Below are 16,407 nucleotides of genomic sequence, written 5' to 3'. Positions count from 1 at the left end.
TACAGGAGGCGGGGTTACTTGGGATAACCTGCGCGCTTCATTTCGCGTTCAGTGGTTTGCTGGGCCGCCGCCAGGGCCTGGTCGACTGTGGTCTGGCCGATCAGTGCCGCCGAGAAGGATTTGCCGACCTGGGTGCCAATGCCCTGGAACTCGGGAATGGTCACCAACTGAATCCCGATGTAAGGCACCGGCCTGGCGCCCGGCTTGCTCGGGTCGGCGGCTTTGAGCGACTCCAGGGTGACCTGGGCGAACGGCGCGGCGCTCATGTACGCCTCGCTGTAGGTCGAGGCCCGCGTGCCCGGTGGTACGTTGACGATGCCGTCTTTTTCCGCGACCAGGGCCCCGTATTCCTTGGATGTGGCCCAAGCGCTGAAAATTTTTGCCGCGTCCTTGGCTTTGGAACTGGTGGGAATGGCCAGTGCCCAGGAGTACAACCAGGCCGAGCCCTTGTCGGTGACCTGATGCGGCGCATAGGTGAAACCGACGTGATCGGCGACCTTGCTCTGGGTCTTGTCGGTAACGAACGAGCCGGCGACGCTGGCATCGACCCAGATCGCGCATTTGCCGCTGTTGAACAGCGCCAGATTTTCGTTGAAACCATTGCTCGACGCCCCCGGCGGGCCGGATGCCTTCATGGTGTCGACGTAGAAGTTCAGCGCGTTTTTCCACTCTGGTCCGCTGAATTCCGGTTTCCACTGTTCATCAAACCAACGTGCGCCATAGGCATTGGCGACGGTACTGATCAACGCCATGTTCTCGCCCCAACCGGCCTTGCCTCGCAGGCAGATTCCGTACTGCTCTTTGTCTTTGTGAGTGAGTTTGCTGGCGAACTCGCCGATCTGTTCCCAGGTCGGGTGTTCGGGCATGGTCAGGCCGACGTCCTTGAACAGGTCGGTGCGGTAATAGGTGATGGAACTCTCCGCGTAGAACGGCAGGGCATACAGCGAACCCTTTACCGACAGGCCTTCACGAACTGATGGAAACACGTCATCGAGCGCATAACTGGCCGGCAGGTCGGTCATCGGTTCCAGCCAACCCTTGGCTCCCCAGAGTGCGGCTTCGTACATGCCGATGGTGAGCACGTCGAACTGCCCGCCCCGGGTGGCGATGTCGGTGGTCAGGCGTTGGCGCAGGACGTTTTCCTCCAGCACCACCCAATTGAGCTTGATGTCCGGGTGCTCGGCTTCGAAGGTTTTCGAGAGCTTTTGCATGCGGATCATGTCGCTGTTATTGACGGTGGCGATGGTCAGTGTCTGGGCGCCGAGGCTGACGCTGCTGACGGTCAGGCAGGTGAGGGCAAGCACAGCTTTTACGGAAGGTCGCATCGTGCACTCCTGTTCTGCACCCGGTAGGTTGCAGAAGGACAGTTATTGTTTTTGTGTCTTCCGAGGGCAGGAAGAAGTGCGCTGATTACAACGTTCTATCGAGGGCGAGACAAATCGTCCGTCGCACTTTCATCGATACTATTTTGCACTGGCATCTGGAGCGGTAGACGCACGGGGAGGGGTTACATCGATGGAACGCAAAAAAGATCGCAGCCTCCGGCAGCTCCTACCGTTGGAACGCGATCTTTTGATCTTTTAACCCAAGTTTTGCTCGGTCAGTCGCTGCACGGCCAGGCGTCGATAATGCGACGGGGTCATGCCTCTGAGCTGCTGAAAACGCCGATTGAAATTGGAAATATTATTGAACCCCGACTCGAAGCAAACATCGGTCACCGATTTGTTGCCGTCTGCCAACAATTCGCAGGACTTGCTGATACGCAGGCGATTGACGAACTCGATGAAGCAACGCCCGGTAGCCTGCTTGAACACCCGGCTGAAGTACGTGGGCTTCATGCCCAAATGGTCGGCGACTTCTTCCAGCGGAAGCTCGCGCGCATAGTGAGTGAAGATGTAGTCCACCGCGCGGTTGGTGCGATCGATGTTGTGCTCGTCGGTCAGCTGCGGCGTCGTTGCACCGGACAGCAATTGGTAGTCGTCTGTGGCGGCGAGCAATTCCAGCAGGATGAAAAAATGCCCGAGCCGCGTCATGCCCGTGGTGTCGGCAATGCGTTGCATCAAGCTCATCGCCTGTCGAATGGTGTCTTGGGAACGAAACTCGATACCGTACTTCGCACGCTCCAGCAGCGGCACCAGGGTCTTCAATTCGGCGAATACCTGGGTGCCGCTGTCGAACAACTCGTCGGTGAAATTCACCAGCATGTCGCGCTTGGGCACCACTTCATCTTCGGCCACCTGGCTGATCCAGTTATGTGGCAGGTTGGGGCCGGTCAGGAACAGGGTTTGGGGATAGAAGTTGCCGATGTAGTCGCCGATGAACACCTTCCCGGAACTGGCGACGATCAGGTGCAACTCGTATTCCTTGTGAAAATGCCAGCGCACCAAAGGGCAGGGAAAACCATGCTGACGGTAGATGATGGACAGGCCGTTGTGGTCGTCCATCAATTCGTAGGAAGGGTCGGTGACTCTGGCGGTGCGTGTCATGTCCGGTGTGGTCTTCTTGTTTTCCAGGCGCCAATCATGCACCCCCGCCCAAGACAGTTCCAGTTCGCTTCCCTTATGTCTTTTGCAGTCCCCTGGAAAAGTTGATTTCCCTGCAATAGGCGACCAATTGTGTGTCTCCAATATAGTCGGCATTGATGATGCTGCATTTTGGTGCCCACCCGGAGTTCGGACCAAACCAATCGTTCAGCTCTTGGGTCAATCGCATGACACCTATCGACTTGGTATAACTGGTGGCGGATAACGACCAAAGCAAGTCTTCGTCAGGAGGGCTGGTGAGCGTGTGTTGAATGAAGTGTCTTAGCGCTTCGGGTGATGTGACGTCGCTACGACTCCAGCGATGATTTATTTTTGGCCAATAGAGGGGGGAATCCAAATCTGGATGCCAATCGCAGGCCAATACAACTCTTTGCAAACTACTCGTTTTCTTAAGTTCGCCCAACGTCAAATAACGGTTTTTCTTCGGAATAAGCCGGGTACCCAGTTCGCTAATGATGGCATCGTGAAATCCTTGGTAGTCGAATTGTCGCTCATCACGGCCCTGGAGTTCATGTATGTCCAGAATGACGAATTCATCGGGGTTTTCATTGAGGAAAAAGCTCAGGCTTTTGAATAATTCAGCCAACGATCGGCCAGTGAGCATTTCATAGCCGTGAAAGGTATGAAATTTTCTTATGCCCAACCAGTGCTCGTCTGAAAGGAATCGTAAATCAAGTGCCCGCACGCCCTCATTGAGTTGCTGGATAAAGGGACCCTCCTGGCAGACAAACCAGCCTTGGAACGGTTGAAGGTGCGGAAGATAAGGGAAGTCATAATCCATACCCGCGTTATGGGCCCCAGGCCAGACCAATTCCATCAGGGTCAAGTTATCAATAGCGGGTGACGCCGCCATCCAGTTTTTATGGGGGTGGTTATTTGTCATTGCGCAATCCTTTGCTGAATGAAAATGAAAGAACTCTCGACGTAGTAACGGTTATCGAGTTCTTTATTTTTGGTTGTAATTTATAGGCTGCGCAAGGGCGTGGTGGTTTCAGGATGTTGTTATTGGACTTTGTTTTTAACCTCTATCCATTGCGACATGTATTGGGTGCTCTTGTGCTGGTGGTGGCGCAACATGCTACCGGTGAAGTTGTCTCTTCTAAGTTGCGCTAATTGCTGTTGGCTCTCGATTATCTTTTTGATCAATGCATTACCGTGAACGGACTGCTGATAACGTTCGACCAACAACGCACGCCCGTTATCCTGGGCCGCGTTCCAGCTTGTTTTATCGTCATGCAGCCGAACGGCACAGTCGGCAAACTCCTGGGCGGTCAGCGCCACAGCGCCGGGCCATGGCTCCTGGTCATGCATGGCTTCGGCCCCCATCGGTGTCGTGACAACCGGGGTGCCGCACAGCATGGCGTCGACGATTTTACCTTTGATGCCAGCACCAAAACGCAGCGGGGCCATGCAGATCCGTGCCGCCGACATGACCTCCAATGCATCCTCGGCCCAGTTCTTCACGTGGAACCCTTGGGATGCATTGTGCAGCGCCGTGGCTTTGGGCGGCGTATAGGCGCCGTAGATATGCAACTGCGCTCCGGGGATCTGCTCGCGGATCAATGGCCAAATCGCCGTTTTCAACCACAGCACGGCATCCCAGTTAGGCGCATGGCGGAAGTTGCCTATGTGCAGAAAGTGCGCCCGTTCCTCAAAGGTTCTCGGTGGCTCGGTTGGTGGATCCACCATCAACGGGCACCAATGCAGCAGGCTGCGGGGCACCTGAAACTGTTCGACGAGCAGTTCGATTTCCACTTCGGAGACCATCAGGTTCAAGTCGCAACGATAAATCGCCGCGATTTCCCGTTTGGCCACATCGGTATCGGCCATGAGCTGAAACTCTTCGCGTAACGCCGGTGCAAAAAGGTCGTTGAAGTCGTTGGTGTCGTCGCTGGCCTTCAATCGATCCTTGAGTCGTTGCTGCCGCGCATCGCGCAAGCTTTGCAGGTCGGACGTCTCAAGCACCCGCAGCGCATTCGGGCAGTGTTTTTCAACGCGCCAGCCGAATTGCTCCTCCATCATGAAACGGTCGAACAGCACGATGTCCGGTGCAAGTTCGCTGACAAAGGCATCGAAGCTGCTGTTATTGAGCTCGATCGGCACTTGGCGAATGCCCAGCGCGGTCAGGTCGGCCGGGTGCTCACCGTCGCTGGCGGGGCTGCTGAACGTAATGTCCCAGCCTTGCTGCAGGAAGGTTTGCAGGATTTGCATCATGTGCCCGCCGGCGGCCGAGGAGCGGGGTTCAGGCCAGACGTAACCAATGACCAAAACTTGGGTGGCGCGGGGTTGACTCATGAAAGGGTTCCTTGACGCGGGCACGGGGCAGGCTGAAAAGGGCGTCATTTAACCACAACGTGCAGGAGGATCAGCCAAGGATGCTTTTGACCTTGTCCCGCAACTGATCAATCGAAAACGGCTTGCCAATGACGTGCATGTCAGCGGGCACCTCAATGCTGTCGGCATAACCGCTGGCAAACAGAACGGGCAGGGCAGGACGCAATGTGCGTGCTTCTGTGGCCAGTTCGCGACCGTCCATAACGGGCAACCCGACATCCGTCATCATCAAGTCGATGTGTTGGCTCGTATCCTTGAGCGTTTCCAGCGCCTGTTCGCTGCCATCGGCCTCAAGCACCTTGAACTCCAATTCCTCCAGCACATCGACAATCAACATGCGCACGATGGCATCGTCTTCGACAACAAGGATGGTATGCACATCGGCGTGGGACATAGTGGGCATTCCTGAAAAAATGGATGACTCGGTTCGGTCGAAATCACCGGCCTCTTGCATCAGTAAGTGGCGGATCCCGACAAGTTCCCCGTGCCGTAAAAAAGAATAGCGGTACAGCGCGGGCTAGGATAACCCGTGCCCTCGTGTGGTAGCACTGGAACGTAGGACTTTGCGCGAAAACATGTCAGAAAATTGGATCCCTTCGCCGTTTTTGGGGCAAACTCGTTGCATTCTGACGGTTCGACAAGGCCTGCCCCATGACCCCCGGTTCTTTGGTTGATGAGCAACGATTTCGTAAACTCCTGAGCCGCAACATCAGCCTGCCGTTGGGGCTGGGCGTTATCAGTGCGGTGTTCTTCGTTTCGCTGATTACCTATCTGTTATCGACGATCCAATGGGTGGAGCACTCCGACCGGGTGATCAATAACGCCAATGAAGCGGTCAAGCTGACGGTTGACCTGGAAACCGGCATGCGCGGCTTTCTGCTCAGTGGCGACGAACACTTCCTCGATCCTTACGAGACCGGCAAGCCGCGTATAAACGTCGCCCTCAACACCTTGTTCGAACTGACGGCTGACAACCCGGTGCAGACCGACCGTTTGCGCCGATTGCAGGCATTGCAGCTGGAATGGACCAACTACGCGCAATCACTGATCGATTTGCAGCGTGTCAGTGGGGATTACCGTGGTGCGGTCCGCTCGGGGCGCGGCAAGCGGCTGACCGATGAAATCCGCAAACAGTTTGAAGCCGTTATCGACACCGAGCAGCAGTTGCGGATCTCTCGCAACGAAGAAGTCCGTCGCACGACCATCATGAGCATCAGCTTTTATCTGCTGTTTATCGCCGGGGTCAGTGGCTTGTTGTCCTACATCGGTCGCCGGGATTTGCTCAAGCTTTCGCAAAGTTACAGCGCTACGCTGGCTGCGCAAAAAGCCAGCGCTTCGCGTCTGGAGCAACAGGCCTGGCTGCGCAACGGGCAGACCGAGCTGGCCGAGCAAGTGCTGGGGCAACTGAGCCTGAACATGCTGGGTCGCAACATCCTGCTATTTTGCGCGCAGTACCTTGGCATGGCTGTGGGGGCGATTTATGTTCGCGAAGAGCACGGCGGCCTCAAACGCATGGCGTCCTACGGTTTTTCCCGTGAACAGGAGGCCCTCGACCAACAGATTGACAGTGACGAAGGCATAATCGGCCAAGTGGTGCAACGGGCACGGCTGGTCCGCCTCGACGAGGTTCCGGCCGATTACTTCAAGGTCAGTTCCGGGCTTGGCGAAGGTTTGCCGCGCAGTGTGCTGGTGGTGCCGACCAGCGACGACGACCGGGTCAACGGTGTCATCGAACTGGGTTTTCTGCGCCCGTTGAACGACCGTGACATCGAGTTGCTGGAGTTGATCGCCAGCAACATCGGAACGTCCATCGAGGCTGCGCGTTATCGTCATCGCTTGCAGGAAGTACTGGCCCAGACCCAGCGACTCAACGAAGAGTTGCAAGTGCAACAGGAAGAACTCAAGACCGCCAACGAAGAGCTCGAGGAGCAGTCGCGCATCCTCAAGGAATCCCAGGCGCATCTTGAAACTCAGCAAGTGGAGCTCGAGCAAACCAACGAACAACTTGCCGAGCAAGCCGAGGTGCTGGCCGAGCAACGCGACGCCATGGACCTGAAGAACACCGAACTCAATCTGGCCCAGCTCCAGCTCGAAGAGCGTGCTGACGAGTTGCAGCGTTCGAGCCAGTACAAGTCCGAATTCCTCGCCAACATGTCCCACGAGCTGCGCACGCCGCTTAACAGCTCGTTGATCCTGGCCAAGCTGCTGGCAGAAAACGCTCAGGAAAATCTCAGCGCCGAACAGGTCAAGTTCGCCGAGTCGATCTACTCCGCCGGTAATGACCTGCTCAACCTGATCAACGACATTCTCGACATTTCCAAGGTCGAGGCCGGCAAGCTGGAGATCCGTCCCGAGAACACCAGCGTGGCACGCCTGGTGGATGGCTTGCGCGGGATGTTCCAGCCGTTGGCTGCGGACAAGCAGCTGGAGTTCCAGATAACGCTGCAGGACGGCGCGCCCGGGATGGTGTTCACTGACCGTCAACGCCTGGAACAAGTCCTCAAGAATCTGTTATCCAACGCGGTGAAATTTACCGAGAGCGGCAGCGTCAGCCTGCGGGTCGATACGGCGCCAAACGATGGTATTGCATTCATCATTCAAGATTCCGGTATCGGCATCGCCGGGAACCAGCAGGAAAGCATTTTCGAAGCGTTCCGTCAGGCCGATGGCACCACCAACCGCCGTTACGGCGGCACCGGGCTGGGCCTGTCGATCTCCCGTGATCTGGCAACGTTGCTGGGCGGCTCCATCAGCGTCAGCAGTGCGCCGGGGCAGGGCAGCGTGTTTACGCTGGTGTTGCCGCTACATTATGTGGAACCGGGCGAAAATCCGGTCGAGCCGATGAGGATGGCGCCTGCCATGGCGCCCGCCCGCGTAGAACCCGAGGCGCTGTCGTCGTTGATTGCCGAGGTCGACATTCCGCGCTTCGACGATGACCGCCACAAAGGGCCGTTTTCCAGTCGCTGCATCCTGGTGGTGGAAGATGAACCGAACTTCGCGCACATCCTCTATGACCTGGCTCATGAGTTGGGCTATCACTGCCTGGTGGCCCATGGTGCCGACGAGGGCTACGACTTGGCCAAGACCTTCATCCCGGACGCCATCCTGCTGGACATGCGCTTGCCCGACTATTCCGGCTTGACCGTGCTGCAACGACTGAAGGCACACGCGCAAACCCGGCATATCCCGGTGCATGTGATTTCGGTCGAAGATCGTGTTGAAGCCGCGATGCACATGGGCGCGGTAGGTTATGCCGTTAAACCGACCACTCGCGAAGAGCTCAAGGACGTGTTTACCCGCCTTGAGGCCAAGCTGACCCAGAAGGTCAAACGGGTGTTGCTGGTCGAAGACGATGATTTGCAGCGCGACAGCATTGCCCGCCTGATCGGCGACGATGACATCGAAATCACCGCCGTTGGCCTGGCGCAAGAGGCGCTGGACTTGCTGCGTACATCGGTTTTCGATTGCATGATCATCGACCTCAAGTTGCCGGACATGCTGGGCAACGACTTGCTCAAGCGCATGTCCACGGAAGACATCTGCTCGTTTCCGCCGGTCATCGTCTACACCGGTCGCAACCTGACCCGGGATGAAGAGGCCGAACTGCGCAAGTATTCGCGGTCGATCATCATCAAGGGCGCACGCTCGCCCGAACGCCTGCTCGACGAGGTGACGCTGTTTCTGCACAAAGTCGAATCGCGGCTGTCCCATGAGCGGCAGCAAATGCTCAAGGTCGCCCGCAGTCGCGATAAAGTGTTCGAGGGACGCAAGGTGCTGTTGGTTGACGACGATGTCCGCAATATTTTTGCCCTGACCAGTGCGCTGGAGCAAAAGGGTGCGGTGGTGCTCATCGGGCGCAACGGCCGGGAAGCGATCGAACGATTGAATGAAGTCGACGACATCGATCTGGTGTTGATGGACGTGATGATGCCGGAGATGGATGGCTTTGAGGCCACTATCGAGATCCGTAAGGACCCGCGCTGGCGCAAGCTGCCGATTATTGCGGTGACGGCCAAGGCCATGAAGGACGATCAGGAACGATGCCTGCAGGCCGGTGCCAACGATTACCTGGCCAAGCCCATTGACCTGGATCGCCTGTTTTCACTGATTCGTGTGTGGTTACCGAAAATGGAACGTATCTAAGTGGAGCGTAATACCGAGATTGAATTGCGGTTGTTGATCGAAGCGATCTACCTCAAGTACAGCTACGACTTTCGCGATTACGCCGGCGCTTCGATCAAGCGCCGGGTGACTCATGCGTTGAGCCAGTTCGAGTGCAATACCATCTCGGCCTTGCAGGAAAAGATCCTGCACGATCCGAAGGCGTTCATGCAGCTGCTGCAATTGTTGACGATCCCGGTCAGCGAAATGTTCCGCGACCCTTCGCACTTCCTGGCGATTCGCAAGGAAGTGGTGCCGCTGCTGCGGACCTATCCTTCGATCAAGATCTGGATCGCCGGTTGCAGTACCGGTGAAGAGGTCTATTCGATGGCCATTTTGCTGCGCGAGGAGGGCTTGCTGGACCGTACCATCATCTATGCCACCGACATCAACCCGCGCTCGCTGGAAAAAGCCAAGCAAGGGATTTTCTCGATGGAGAACGTACGCGCCTACACTGCTAACTATCAGCAGGCCGGTGGCCAGCATTCGTTTGCCGACTACTACACGGCAGCGTATGGCTACGCCATTTTCGACAAGTCATTGTGTGAGAACGTAACCTTCGCCGATCACAGCCTGGCAACGGACAGTGTTTTCTCGGAAACGCAATTGATATCGTGCCGTAACGTACTGATTTACTTTAATAAAAGACTTCAGGATCGAGCATTTGGATTGTTTCACGAATCCCTTTGCCATCGTGGATTTCTGGTGTTGGGGAGCAAGGAAACCCCGGATTTTTCGGCGTTCGGCGATCAGTTCGAGCCGTTGGTCAAACAGGAGCGGATCTACCGTAAATCATGAGCAGCGCAACGGATTTACCTGCTATCGAAGCAATCGTGATCGGTGCCTCCGCCGGGGGCGTCGAGGCGCTGTTGAGCATTCTCGGCACGCTGCGCGAAGGCTTCACATTACCGATTATCGTGGTGCTGCACTTGCCCGACCAGCGCTGCAGTCATTTGGCCGAAGTGTTTGCCAGGCGGGTAGCCTTGCCGGTGATTGAGGCGTGCGACAAAACACCGGTCGACGCTGGCACCTTGTATTTCGCGGCGCCGGGTTATCACTTGTCGGTGGAGCAGGATCGAAGTTTTTCCCTGAGCCTGGAGCCCCGGTTGCACCACTCGCGCCCGGCCATCGATTACTTGTTCGAATCGGCCTCCGATGCCTACGGAGCCCACCTGGCCGCCGTACTGCTGACCGGAGCCAATCGCGACGGCGCGCGCGGACTGACTCATGTCAAACAGCAGGGTGGCCTGACCATCGTGCAAGACCCGCAAGAAGCACAAGTCGCCACCATGCCGCAGGCGGCACTGGCAATGCACGAGCCAGACCACATCCTCCCTATACGCGGCATTGGCCGTCTGCTTGTCGAGCTGGAACGAATCGCATGTTAAGTACTGTCCAGGCCAAACTGCTGATCGTCGACGATCTGCCGGAGAATCTTCTGGCGCTCGAAGCGCTGATCAAGCGTGAAGACCGTTTGGTGTTCAAGGCGCTCTCTGCCGATGAAGCCTTGTCGCTGCTGTTGCAGCACGAATTTGCCATGGCCATTCTCGACGTGCAGATGCCGGGCATGAACGGCTTCGAGCTCGCCGAATTGATGCGCGGCACTGAAAAGACCAGAAACATCCCGATTGTGTTCGTCAGTGCGGCCGGCCGTGAGTTGAACTACGCCTTCAAGGGTTATGAAAGCGGCGCCGTGGACTTTCTGCACAAGCCGCTGGATATCCAGGCGGTCAAGAGCAAGGTCAACGTGTTCGTCGAGCTGTACCGACAGAGCAAGGCGATGAAAGAACAGGTCCTGGCCCTGGAGCAGAGCCGCCGCGAGCAGGAAGCGCTGTTGCAACAGTTGCAAAGCACTCAGTTGGAACTGGAGCAGGCGGTGCGTATGCGCGATGACTTCATGTCCATCGTCGCCCACGAAGTGCGCACGCCGCTCAATGGCCTGATCCTCGAAACCCAGCTGCGCAAGATGCACCTGGCCCGGAACAATGCCGCCGCGTTCACCCCGGATAAAATGCACGCCATGGTCGACCGCGACGAGCGGCAGATCAACAGCCTGATCCGCCTGATCGAGGACATGCTCGACGTGTCGCGCATTCGCACCGGCAAGTTGTCGATTCGGCCCACACACTTTGATCTGGCAGCGCTGGTTCGTGGTTTGTTGCAAAATTTTGCCCAGCAGTTCGAAGCCGCCGAGGCCAGCGTCAGCCTTGATGCCGAGCAGCCGGTGAACGGCAGCTGGGATGAATTCCGGATTGAGCAGGTGATTTCCAATCTGTTGACCAACGCCCTTCGGTACGGCGCCAAGAGCCCGATCACGGTGAAGGTGTACAGTGACGGCGATCAGGCGCTGGTGGAGGTGCAGGATCAGGGCATCGGCATCAGCGAAGACAACCAGAAGCGAATTTTCCAGCAGTTCGAACGGGTGTCGGTCAAAGAAGCCGTCGCCGGGCTGGGCCTGGGATTGTTTATTTCAGAACAGATTGTGGCCGCCCATGGCGGTACTATTACCGTCCAGAGCAGGATTGGCGAAGGCGCCTTGTTTCGCGTTTGTCTGCCGCTGTAGGAAAACAGCCCAAAAAACGCAACCTCTGAGCGACTCCAAGGTCGTATCAGCAGCAATTGACTGAACAAAGGCTTCCCATGAGTGAAGATGCGCAAGATGTAGTACTCGTCGTCGAGGATGATCCGTCGATTCTGATGGTGTTGTCGGCCTATCTATCGGGCGAGGGCTACCGCGTCTTGCAGGCCGAAAACGGTGAGCAGGCGTTTGAGATTCTCGCCAGCAAACCGCACCTGGACATGATGATCACCGACTTCCGTCTGCCGGGTGGCATTTCCGGCGTGCAGATCGCCGAGCCTGCCGTGAAGCTGCGACCGGAACTCAAGGTGATTTTCATCAGCGGCTACGCCCAGGAAATCCGCGAGACGGACAGCCCGATCACGCGCAAGGCGCCGATTCTCGACAAGCCGTTTGATCTGGACAAGCTGCAAGAGCTGATGCAGGACATGCTTTCGTAGGCATCAAACCCTGATCATCTCCCGCACCTTCGCCGTCAACAGATCGAAGGTGAACGGCTTGGTGATCATCTGCATGCCCGGATCGAGGAAGCCCCCGCGCACCGCCGCATGTTCGGCGTAACCGGTGATGAACAAGACCCGCAGGTCAGGCCGCAGCTGTCGGCCGATTTCCGCCAGTTGCCGGCCATTCATGCCGGGCAGGCCGACGTCGCTGATCAGCAGGTCGATGCGCTGGAGCGAATCCAGAATCGGCACCGCGCTGTCGGCATCACGGGCCTCGACGAAGGCATACCCCAGATCACTCAACACGGTACTGACCAGTACCCGTACTGCCGGATCGTCTTCGACAATCAACACGGTCTCGCCTTTTTGCGCGTAAGGCGCATGCTGGATATTGATCGGACTGTCCTGTGGCAACTCGCCACCGAAGCGCGGCAAATACAGGTTCACCGTGGTGCCTTTACCGACTTCGCTTTGAATGGCGACGTGACCGCCCGATTGTTTGCTGAAGCCATAAATCATCGATAACCCAAGGCCGGTGCCCTGGCCAATCGGCTTGGTGGTGAAGAACGGATCGAAAGCCCGGTTGATAATGCTTTGCGGCATGCCGCAGCCGGTGTCCGTGACGCTGAGCACCACATAGTCACCGGGCTCGAGATTGTTATGGGCTTCGGTGAAACCCATGTCCAGATGCTCATTCCAGGTTTTGACCAGCAAGCTCCCGCCATCGGGCATGGCATCCCGGGCATTGATCACGAGGTTGAGCAGGGCGCTTTCCAGTTGATTGGGGTCGGCTTCGGCGACCCACAGTTGCTCGTGGAGCTGCATGTCCAGGCGAATGCTTTCGTTGATGCTGCGTTGCAGCAGTTCGTCCATGGAAATCACCAGCGTATTCATTTCCACCGGTTTGGAATCAAGCGATTGGCGTCGGGAAAACGCTAACAGGCGATGGGTCAGGCCGGCGGCGCGGTTGGCCGACGTCACGCCCAGATCGATGAGGCTGTCCAGATCTTCGGTACGACCACGGGCCAGACGCCGACGCAGCAGCTCCAGGCTGCCGATGATGCCGGTCAGCATGTTGTTGAAGTCGTGGGCGATCCCGCCGGTGAGCTGTCCGACCGCTTCCATCTTCTGCGACTGGCGCAGCGCCTCTTCGTTGTGCCGCAACTGTGCCGTACGCTCTTCCACCTGTTGCTCAAGGGTTTCAAGCGTGTTTTGCAGGCGCAGTTCACTTTGGCTCAAGTCGATCAGCCGATCCCTGGCTTCGTACTGTCTTCGGCGTCCGCGCAGCGCCGTGGTGATCAGGCTGATCAGGGTAGCGGGATGAAAAGGGCGCTCCAGAAAGGTGACGTTGCCCAATTGCGAGCCAAGGCGTGACGCGGGGTTGTTTTCCGGACCTCCATGGTGGGTCATCAGGACAATCGGCAGGTCCGACCAGGCCGGTTGTTGTTCGATCAGGCGCAGCAGCGGTTCAAGATCACTGCCCAGCAAGGCTTCAGACGAAACAAGCAACAGGCCTGCACCGTGCTTCAATTCGGCGCACAACCCGAACAGGTCGCGACAGATGACCCCGTCGACACCGGCCTCATTGAGCATCATCAAGGCGATCTGGCTGTCACGCCCGAGCGGCGCGAGGATGATGGCGCGCTCGGACGTTGCTTGCACATTCGTCACCGGATTTCATCCGCTAGCAATGGATTGCTGGCGCCCAGGTACGTGGGCACGCCACGCAAGACGCCCTGGAACGCTTCCAACGGTTCGCCGATGGTCATGCCTTGCGCGCTGATGCGGTATTCGCGAATGGTAGATTCATGGCTGCCGGTGCGTTTCTTGATGATCGAAATCGCCCGTCGCACCTTGCCCAGAGCCTCAAAATAACGCAGCAGAATCACCGTGTCGGCCAGGTACGTGATATCCACTGGCGCCTGCATGTCGCCGACCAATCCGTGCTGGGCAACGGTCATGAACGTCGCCGCGCCTTGACGATTGAGGTACAGCAACAACTCGTGCATGTGCAGCACCAGGGCATTTTCTTCCGGCATCGCAGCCTGATAGCCGTTGATGCTGTCGATCACCACGGTCTTGATATTGCCTTCATCCACGCAGCGCCGGACCCGATGGGAAAACTCGCCGGGTGACAGCTCCGCAGCATCCACTTGCTCAATCAGCAGGTTGCCGGTGTCTTGCAGTGCCTTGAGGTCGATGCCGATGTTTTTCATGCGCTCGAACAGCAACCCCAGCTCTTCATCGAAGATAAACAGCGCGGCTTTTTCGCCACGGGCCACGGCCGCCGCCGCGAAGACCATCGAGATCAATGATTTACCGGTGCCGGCAGGGCCGAGGATCAGCGTGCTGGAGCCGGTTTCGATGCCGCCGCCGAGCAGGGCATCCATCTCGCGGATGCCGCTGGTCAACTGTTGACGCGTGTAAGTCCCGCGGTGCTCGGCCGCGACCAGGCGCGGGAACACGTGTACGCCGTCGCTCATGATGGTGAAGTCATGATAGCCGCCGCGGTATTTCTGGCCCCGGTACTTCACCACACGAATACGGCGCCGCTCAGCGCCGTAATTCGGCGTCAGTTCTTCCAGGCGAATGACCCCGTGGGCGACGCTGTGTACGGTCTTGTCCAACGATTCGGCGGTCAGGTCATCCAGCAGCAGCACCGTGGCGTCATAGCGCACAAAATAGTGTTTGATCGCCAGAATCTGCCGGCGATAGCGCAATGAGCTCTGGGCCAGCAGGCGGATTTCGGAAAGGCTGTCGAGGACGACGCGCGTCGGCTTGACCCGTTCGACCACTTCGAAGATCTGACGTGTGGCTTCACCCAGTTCCAGGTCGGAGGAGTACAGCAAGGTTTGCTGCTGCTCGGCGTTGAGCAGGCTTTCCGGAGGCGTCAGTTCGAAAATGTGGACGTTTTCGTCCAGCTCCCAGCCATGGGACCGGGCGCCCTGGCGTAACTCGCGCTCGGTCTCGGACAAGGTGATGTACAACGACCGCTCGCCGGCTTGCGCACCCGCTAACAGGAAGTGCAGCGCGACAGTGGTCTTGCCGGTGCCCGGCTCGCCTTCCAGTAAAAACAGATGACTGCGGGACAGCCCGCCATCAAGGATATCGTCCAGGCCTTCGATACCAGTGGCCGCTTTTTCACGCGTGAACTCGTTGGATGTAGACAAAAAATGCCCTCTCATGATCAGGGGAAACGAGGCTGCCGTGCGAAGTGCCGTAATGGGCTGCCTGTTCACTTGACCGTTGGCCGAGACGACGGTTCAACGAAATTTTCACGGGGTCAAAGCCCTTGCTGAAGGGCCGGATCGTCGGGATTGAGCTGTTCGAGTTGCGCCAGGAGAATCTGCACGTTTTGCAGTTGACCGCTTTCCTTCCAGTAATTGATCAGCAAGACCCGTGCCTTGCGATCATTGGGGTAGCGCTGAACGATTTCCTGCAGTTGCTTTTGCGCGGCTTCCAGCTCGTGTTCAGCATACAACGTGGTGGCCAGGTCGTAGCGGTAGTCCTTGTTGTTCGGCTCAAGCTCGACGGCTTTGGACAGGCCGAGCAGGGCGAACTCGCTTTGCCCGTGATGCAGCAACCAAAGCCCCAGAGCATGTTGCAAATAGGCTGAGTTGGGTTGGGCCTGGAGTTGCTTGGCCAATAATTGCCCGGCGGCGTCGTTCTGGCCTTGCTTATCCAGTACGTCAATCTGCATCACCAGTGCGGGCAGATTGGCGGGATCCAGTCGCAACGTATTGTCCAGAGCCTGCTGCGCTTCTTTCAATTCGGCGTTGTGCAGGTGCAATCGGGCCAGCTGATACTGGTTTTCGGCACTTTGCGGTGCGTTTTTGAGTACTTGCTCCCACGCATCGATGGCCTGCTGCAAGGGCCCGAAATACAAACCCAGGTCATCGGGCGACAAACCCAGCAACGCGTTGATCGCCGCCAGGCGCACGCTTTGCTCGCTGTCGTCGAGCAATGGCCCGATCAACAGGCTGCGCTGGCCATTGGGCACCAGGCCACTGATGCTCTTGATCGCCGCGATGCGAACCTCGGGCGACTCGTGCTGCAAGTCGGCATCCGCCAGTTTCAGGGCGACCGAGCTTGGGTAGTTGGGCAGTTCGGCATGCAGCCAGACCCGACGCTTGGGCTTGAGGTCCGGGCGCGCCAGTTGCTGGTAAAGCACTCGCGCGGCGCCAGGTTGGCCTGCTTTGGCTTTGGCCAACGCTTCGCTGTAACCGTTCTTGATCGCCTCGGGAATGACCGGGGCGGTGCTGCGCAGGGAAACCCACGCAAGGCCGATGACAAACAGGGCGCAGAGGCTGATGAGCAGATAGCGGCGGGACGTGGGCATGCAGAATCC

The 16,407-nt window shown here is 57.7% G+C and carries 13 protein-coding genes; 5 read left to right on the top strand and 8 right to left on the bottom strand.

What is annotated here, in order from left to right:
- Nucleotides 1-14 precede the first annotated feature (14 nt).
- The 5 genes from QYH43_RS17300 to QYH43_RS17280 all read right to left on the bottom strand — a co-directional run bounded on the left by QYH43_RS17300 (nt 15) and on the right by QYH43_RS17280 (nt 5,271).
- Nucleotides 15-1,325 carry a sugar ABC transporter substrate-binding protein gene (locus tag QYH43_RS17300; RefSeq protein ID WP_301157584.1) on the bottom strand — a complete coding sequence of 437 codons (1,311 nt, stop codon included), beginning with the start codon at nt 1,323-1,325 and terminating at the stop codon, nt 15-17.
- A 255-nt stretch (nt 1,326-1,580) separates the two neighbouring features.
- Complete coding sequence (locus QYH43_RS17295) at nt 1,581-2,486, bottom strand: AraC family transcriptional regulator (protein WP_301157676.1); 906 nt, start codon at nt 2,484-2,486, stop codon at nt 1,581-1,583.
- Between the two features lie 73 nt (nt 2,487-2,559).
- Nucleotides 2,560-3,426, bottom strand: a complete 867-nt coding sequence (locus QYH43_RS17290; protein WP_301157583.1) for a phospholipase — start codon at nt 3,424-3,426, stop codon at nt 2,560-2,562.
- Nucleotides 3,427-3,545: 119 nt separating this feature from the next.
- The gene (locus QYH43_RS17285) at nt 3,546-4,838 is read right to left on the bottom strand and encodes a glycosyltransferase (RefSeq protein WP_301157582.1); all 1,293 of its coding nucleotides are present in this window, start codon (nt 4,836-4,838) and stop codon (nt 3,546-3,548) included.
- Between the two features lie 70 nt (nt 4,839-4,908).
- Nucleotides 4,909-5,271: a response regulator gene (locus tag QYH43_RS17280; RefSeq protein ID WP_095056129.1), complete on the bottom strand. Its 363-nt coding sequence runs from the start codon at nt 5,269-5,271 to the stop codon at nt 4,909-4,911.
- A 257-nt stretch (nt 5,272-5,528) separates the two neighbouring features.
- Here QYH43_RS17280 and QYH43_RS17275 point away from each other — a divergent pair, with 257 nt between their 5' ends.
- From QYH43_RS17275 to QYH43_RS17255, 5 genes are all read left to right on the top strand, one after another.
- Complete coding sequence (locus QYH43_RS17275) at nt 5,529-9,020, top strand: response regulator (protein WP_301157579.1); 3,492 nt, start codon at nt 5,529-5,531, stop codon at nt 9,018-9,020.
- Nucleotides 9,021-9,836, top strand: coding sequence for a protein-glutamate O-methyltransferase CheR (locus QYH43_RS17270; RefSeq protein ID WP_095056131.1), 816 nt, complete (start codon nt 9,021-9,023; stop codon nt 9,834-9,836).
- Nucleotides 9,833-10,426, top strand: a complete 594-nt coding sequence (locus QYH43_RS17265) for a chemotaxis protein CheB (RefSeq protein ID WP_301157577.1) — start codon at nt 9,833-9,835, stop codon at nt 10,424-10,426. The genes QYH43_RS17270 and QYH43_RS17265 overlap by 4 nt, the downstream gene beginning before the upstream one ends.
- A complete protein-coding gene (locus QYH43_RS17260; protein WP_095056133.1) occupies nt 10,420-11,601 on the top strand; it encodes a hybrid sensor histidine kinase/response regulator in 1,182 nt (393 codons plus the stop codon). Before QYH43_RS17265 ends, QYH43_RS17260 begins: the two co-directional genes overlap by 7 nt.
- 77 nt (nt 11,602-11,678) lie before the next feature.
- Nucleotides 11,679-12,056, top strand: a complete 378-nt coding sequence (locus QYH43_RS17255; RefSeq protein ID WP_007970583.1) for a response regulator — start codon at nt 11,679-11,681, stop codon at nt 12,054-12,056.
- 3 nt (nt 12,057-12,059) lie between these two features.
- Here QYH43_RS17255 and QYH43_RS17250 read toward each other — a convergent pair whose 3' ends face one another.
- From QYH43_RS17250 to QYH43_RS17240, 3 genes are all read right to left on the bottom strand, one after another.
- Nucleotides 12,060-13,730 carry a response regulator gene (locus tag QYH43_RS17250; protein WP_095056135.1) on the bottom strand — a complete coding sequence of 557 codons (1,671 nt, stop codon included), beginning with the start codon at nt 13,728-13,730 and terminating at the stop codon, nt 12,060-12,062.
- Entirely contained in the window at nt 13,727-15,229 is a 1,503-nt protein-coding gene (locus QYH43_RS17245; RefSeq protein ID WP_301157569.1) for an ATPase domain-containing protein, read from the bottom strand. The genes QYH43_RS17250 and QYH43_RS17245 overlap by 4 nt, the downstream gene beginning before the upstream one ends.
- Nucleotides 15,230-15,342: 113 nt before the next feature.
- On the bottom strand, nt 15,343-16,398 hold the full coding sequence (locus QYH43_RS17240) for a lipopolysaccharide assembly protein LapB (protein ID WP_301157567.1): 1,056 nt from the start codon (nt 16,396-16,398) through the stop codon (nt 15,343-15,345).
- Between the last annotated feature and the right edge of the window lie 9 nt (nt 16,399-16,407).

The organism is Pseudomonas sp. C32 (assembly GCF_030417915.1).
Classification (GTDB): Bacteria; Pseudomonadota; Gammaproteobacteria; order Pseudomonadales; family Pseudomonadaceae; genus Aquipseudomonas.
The sequence above is the reverse complement of the archived record's forward strand: the minus strand, read 5'-3'. Positions and strand labels throughout refer to the sequence as shown.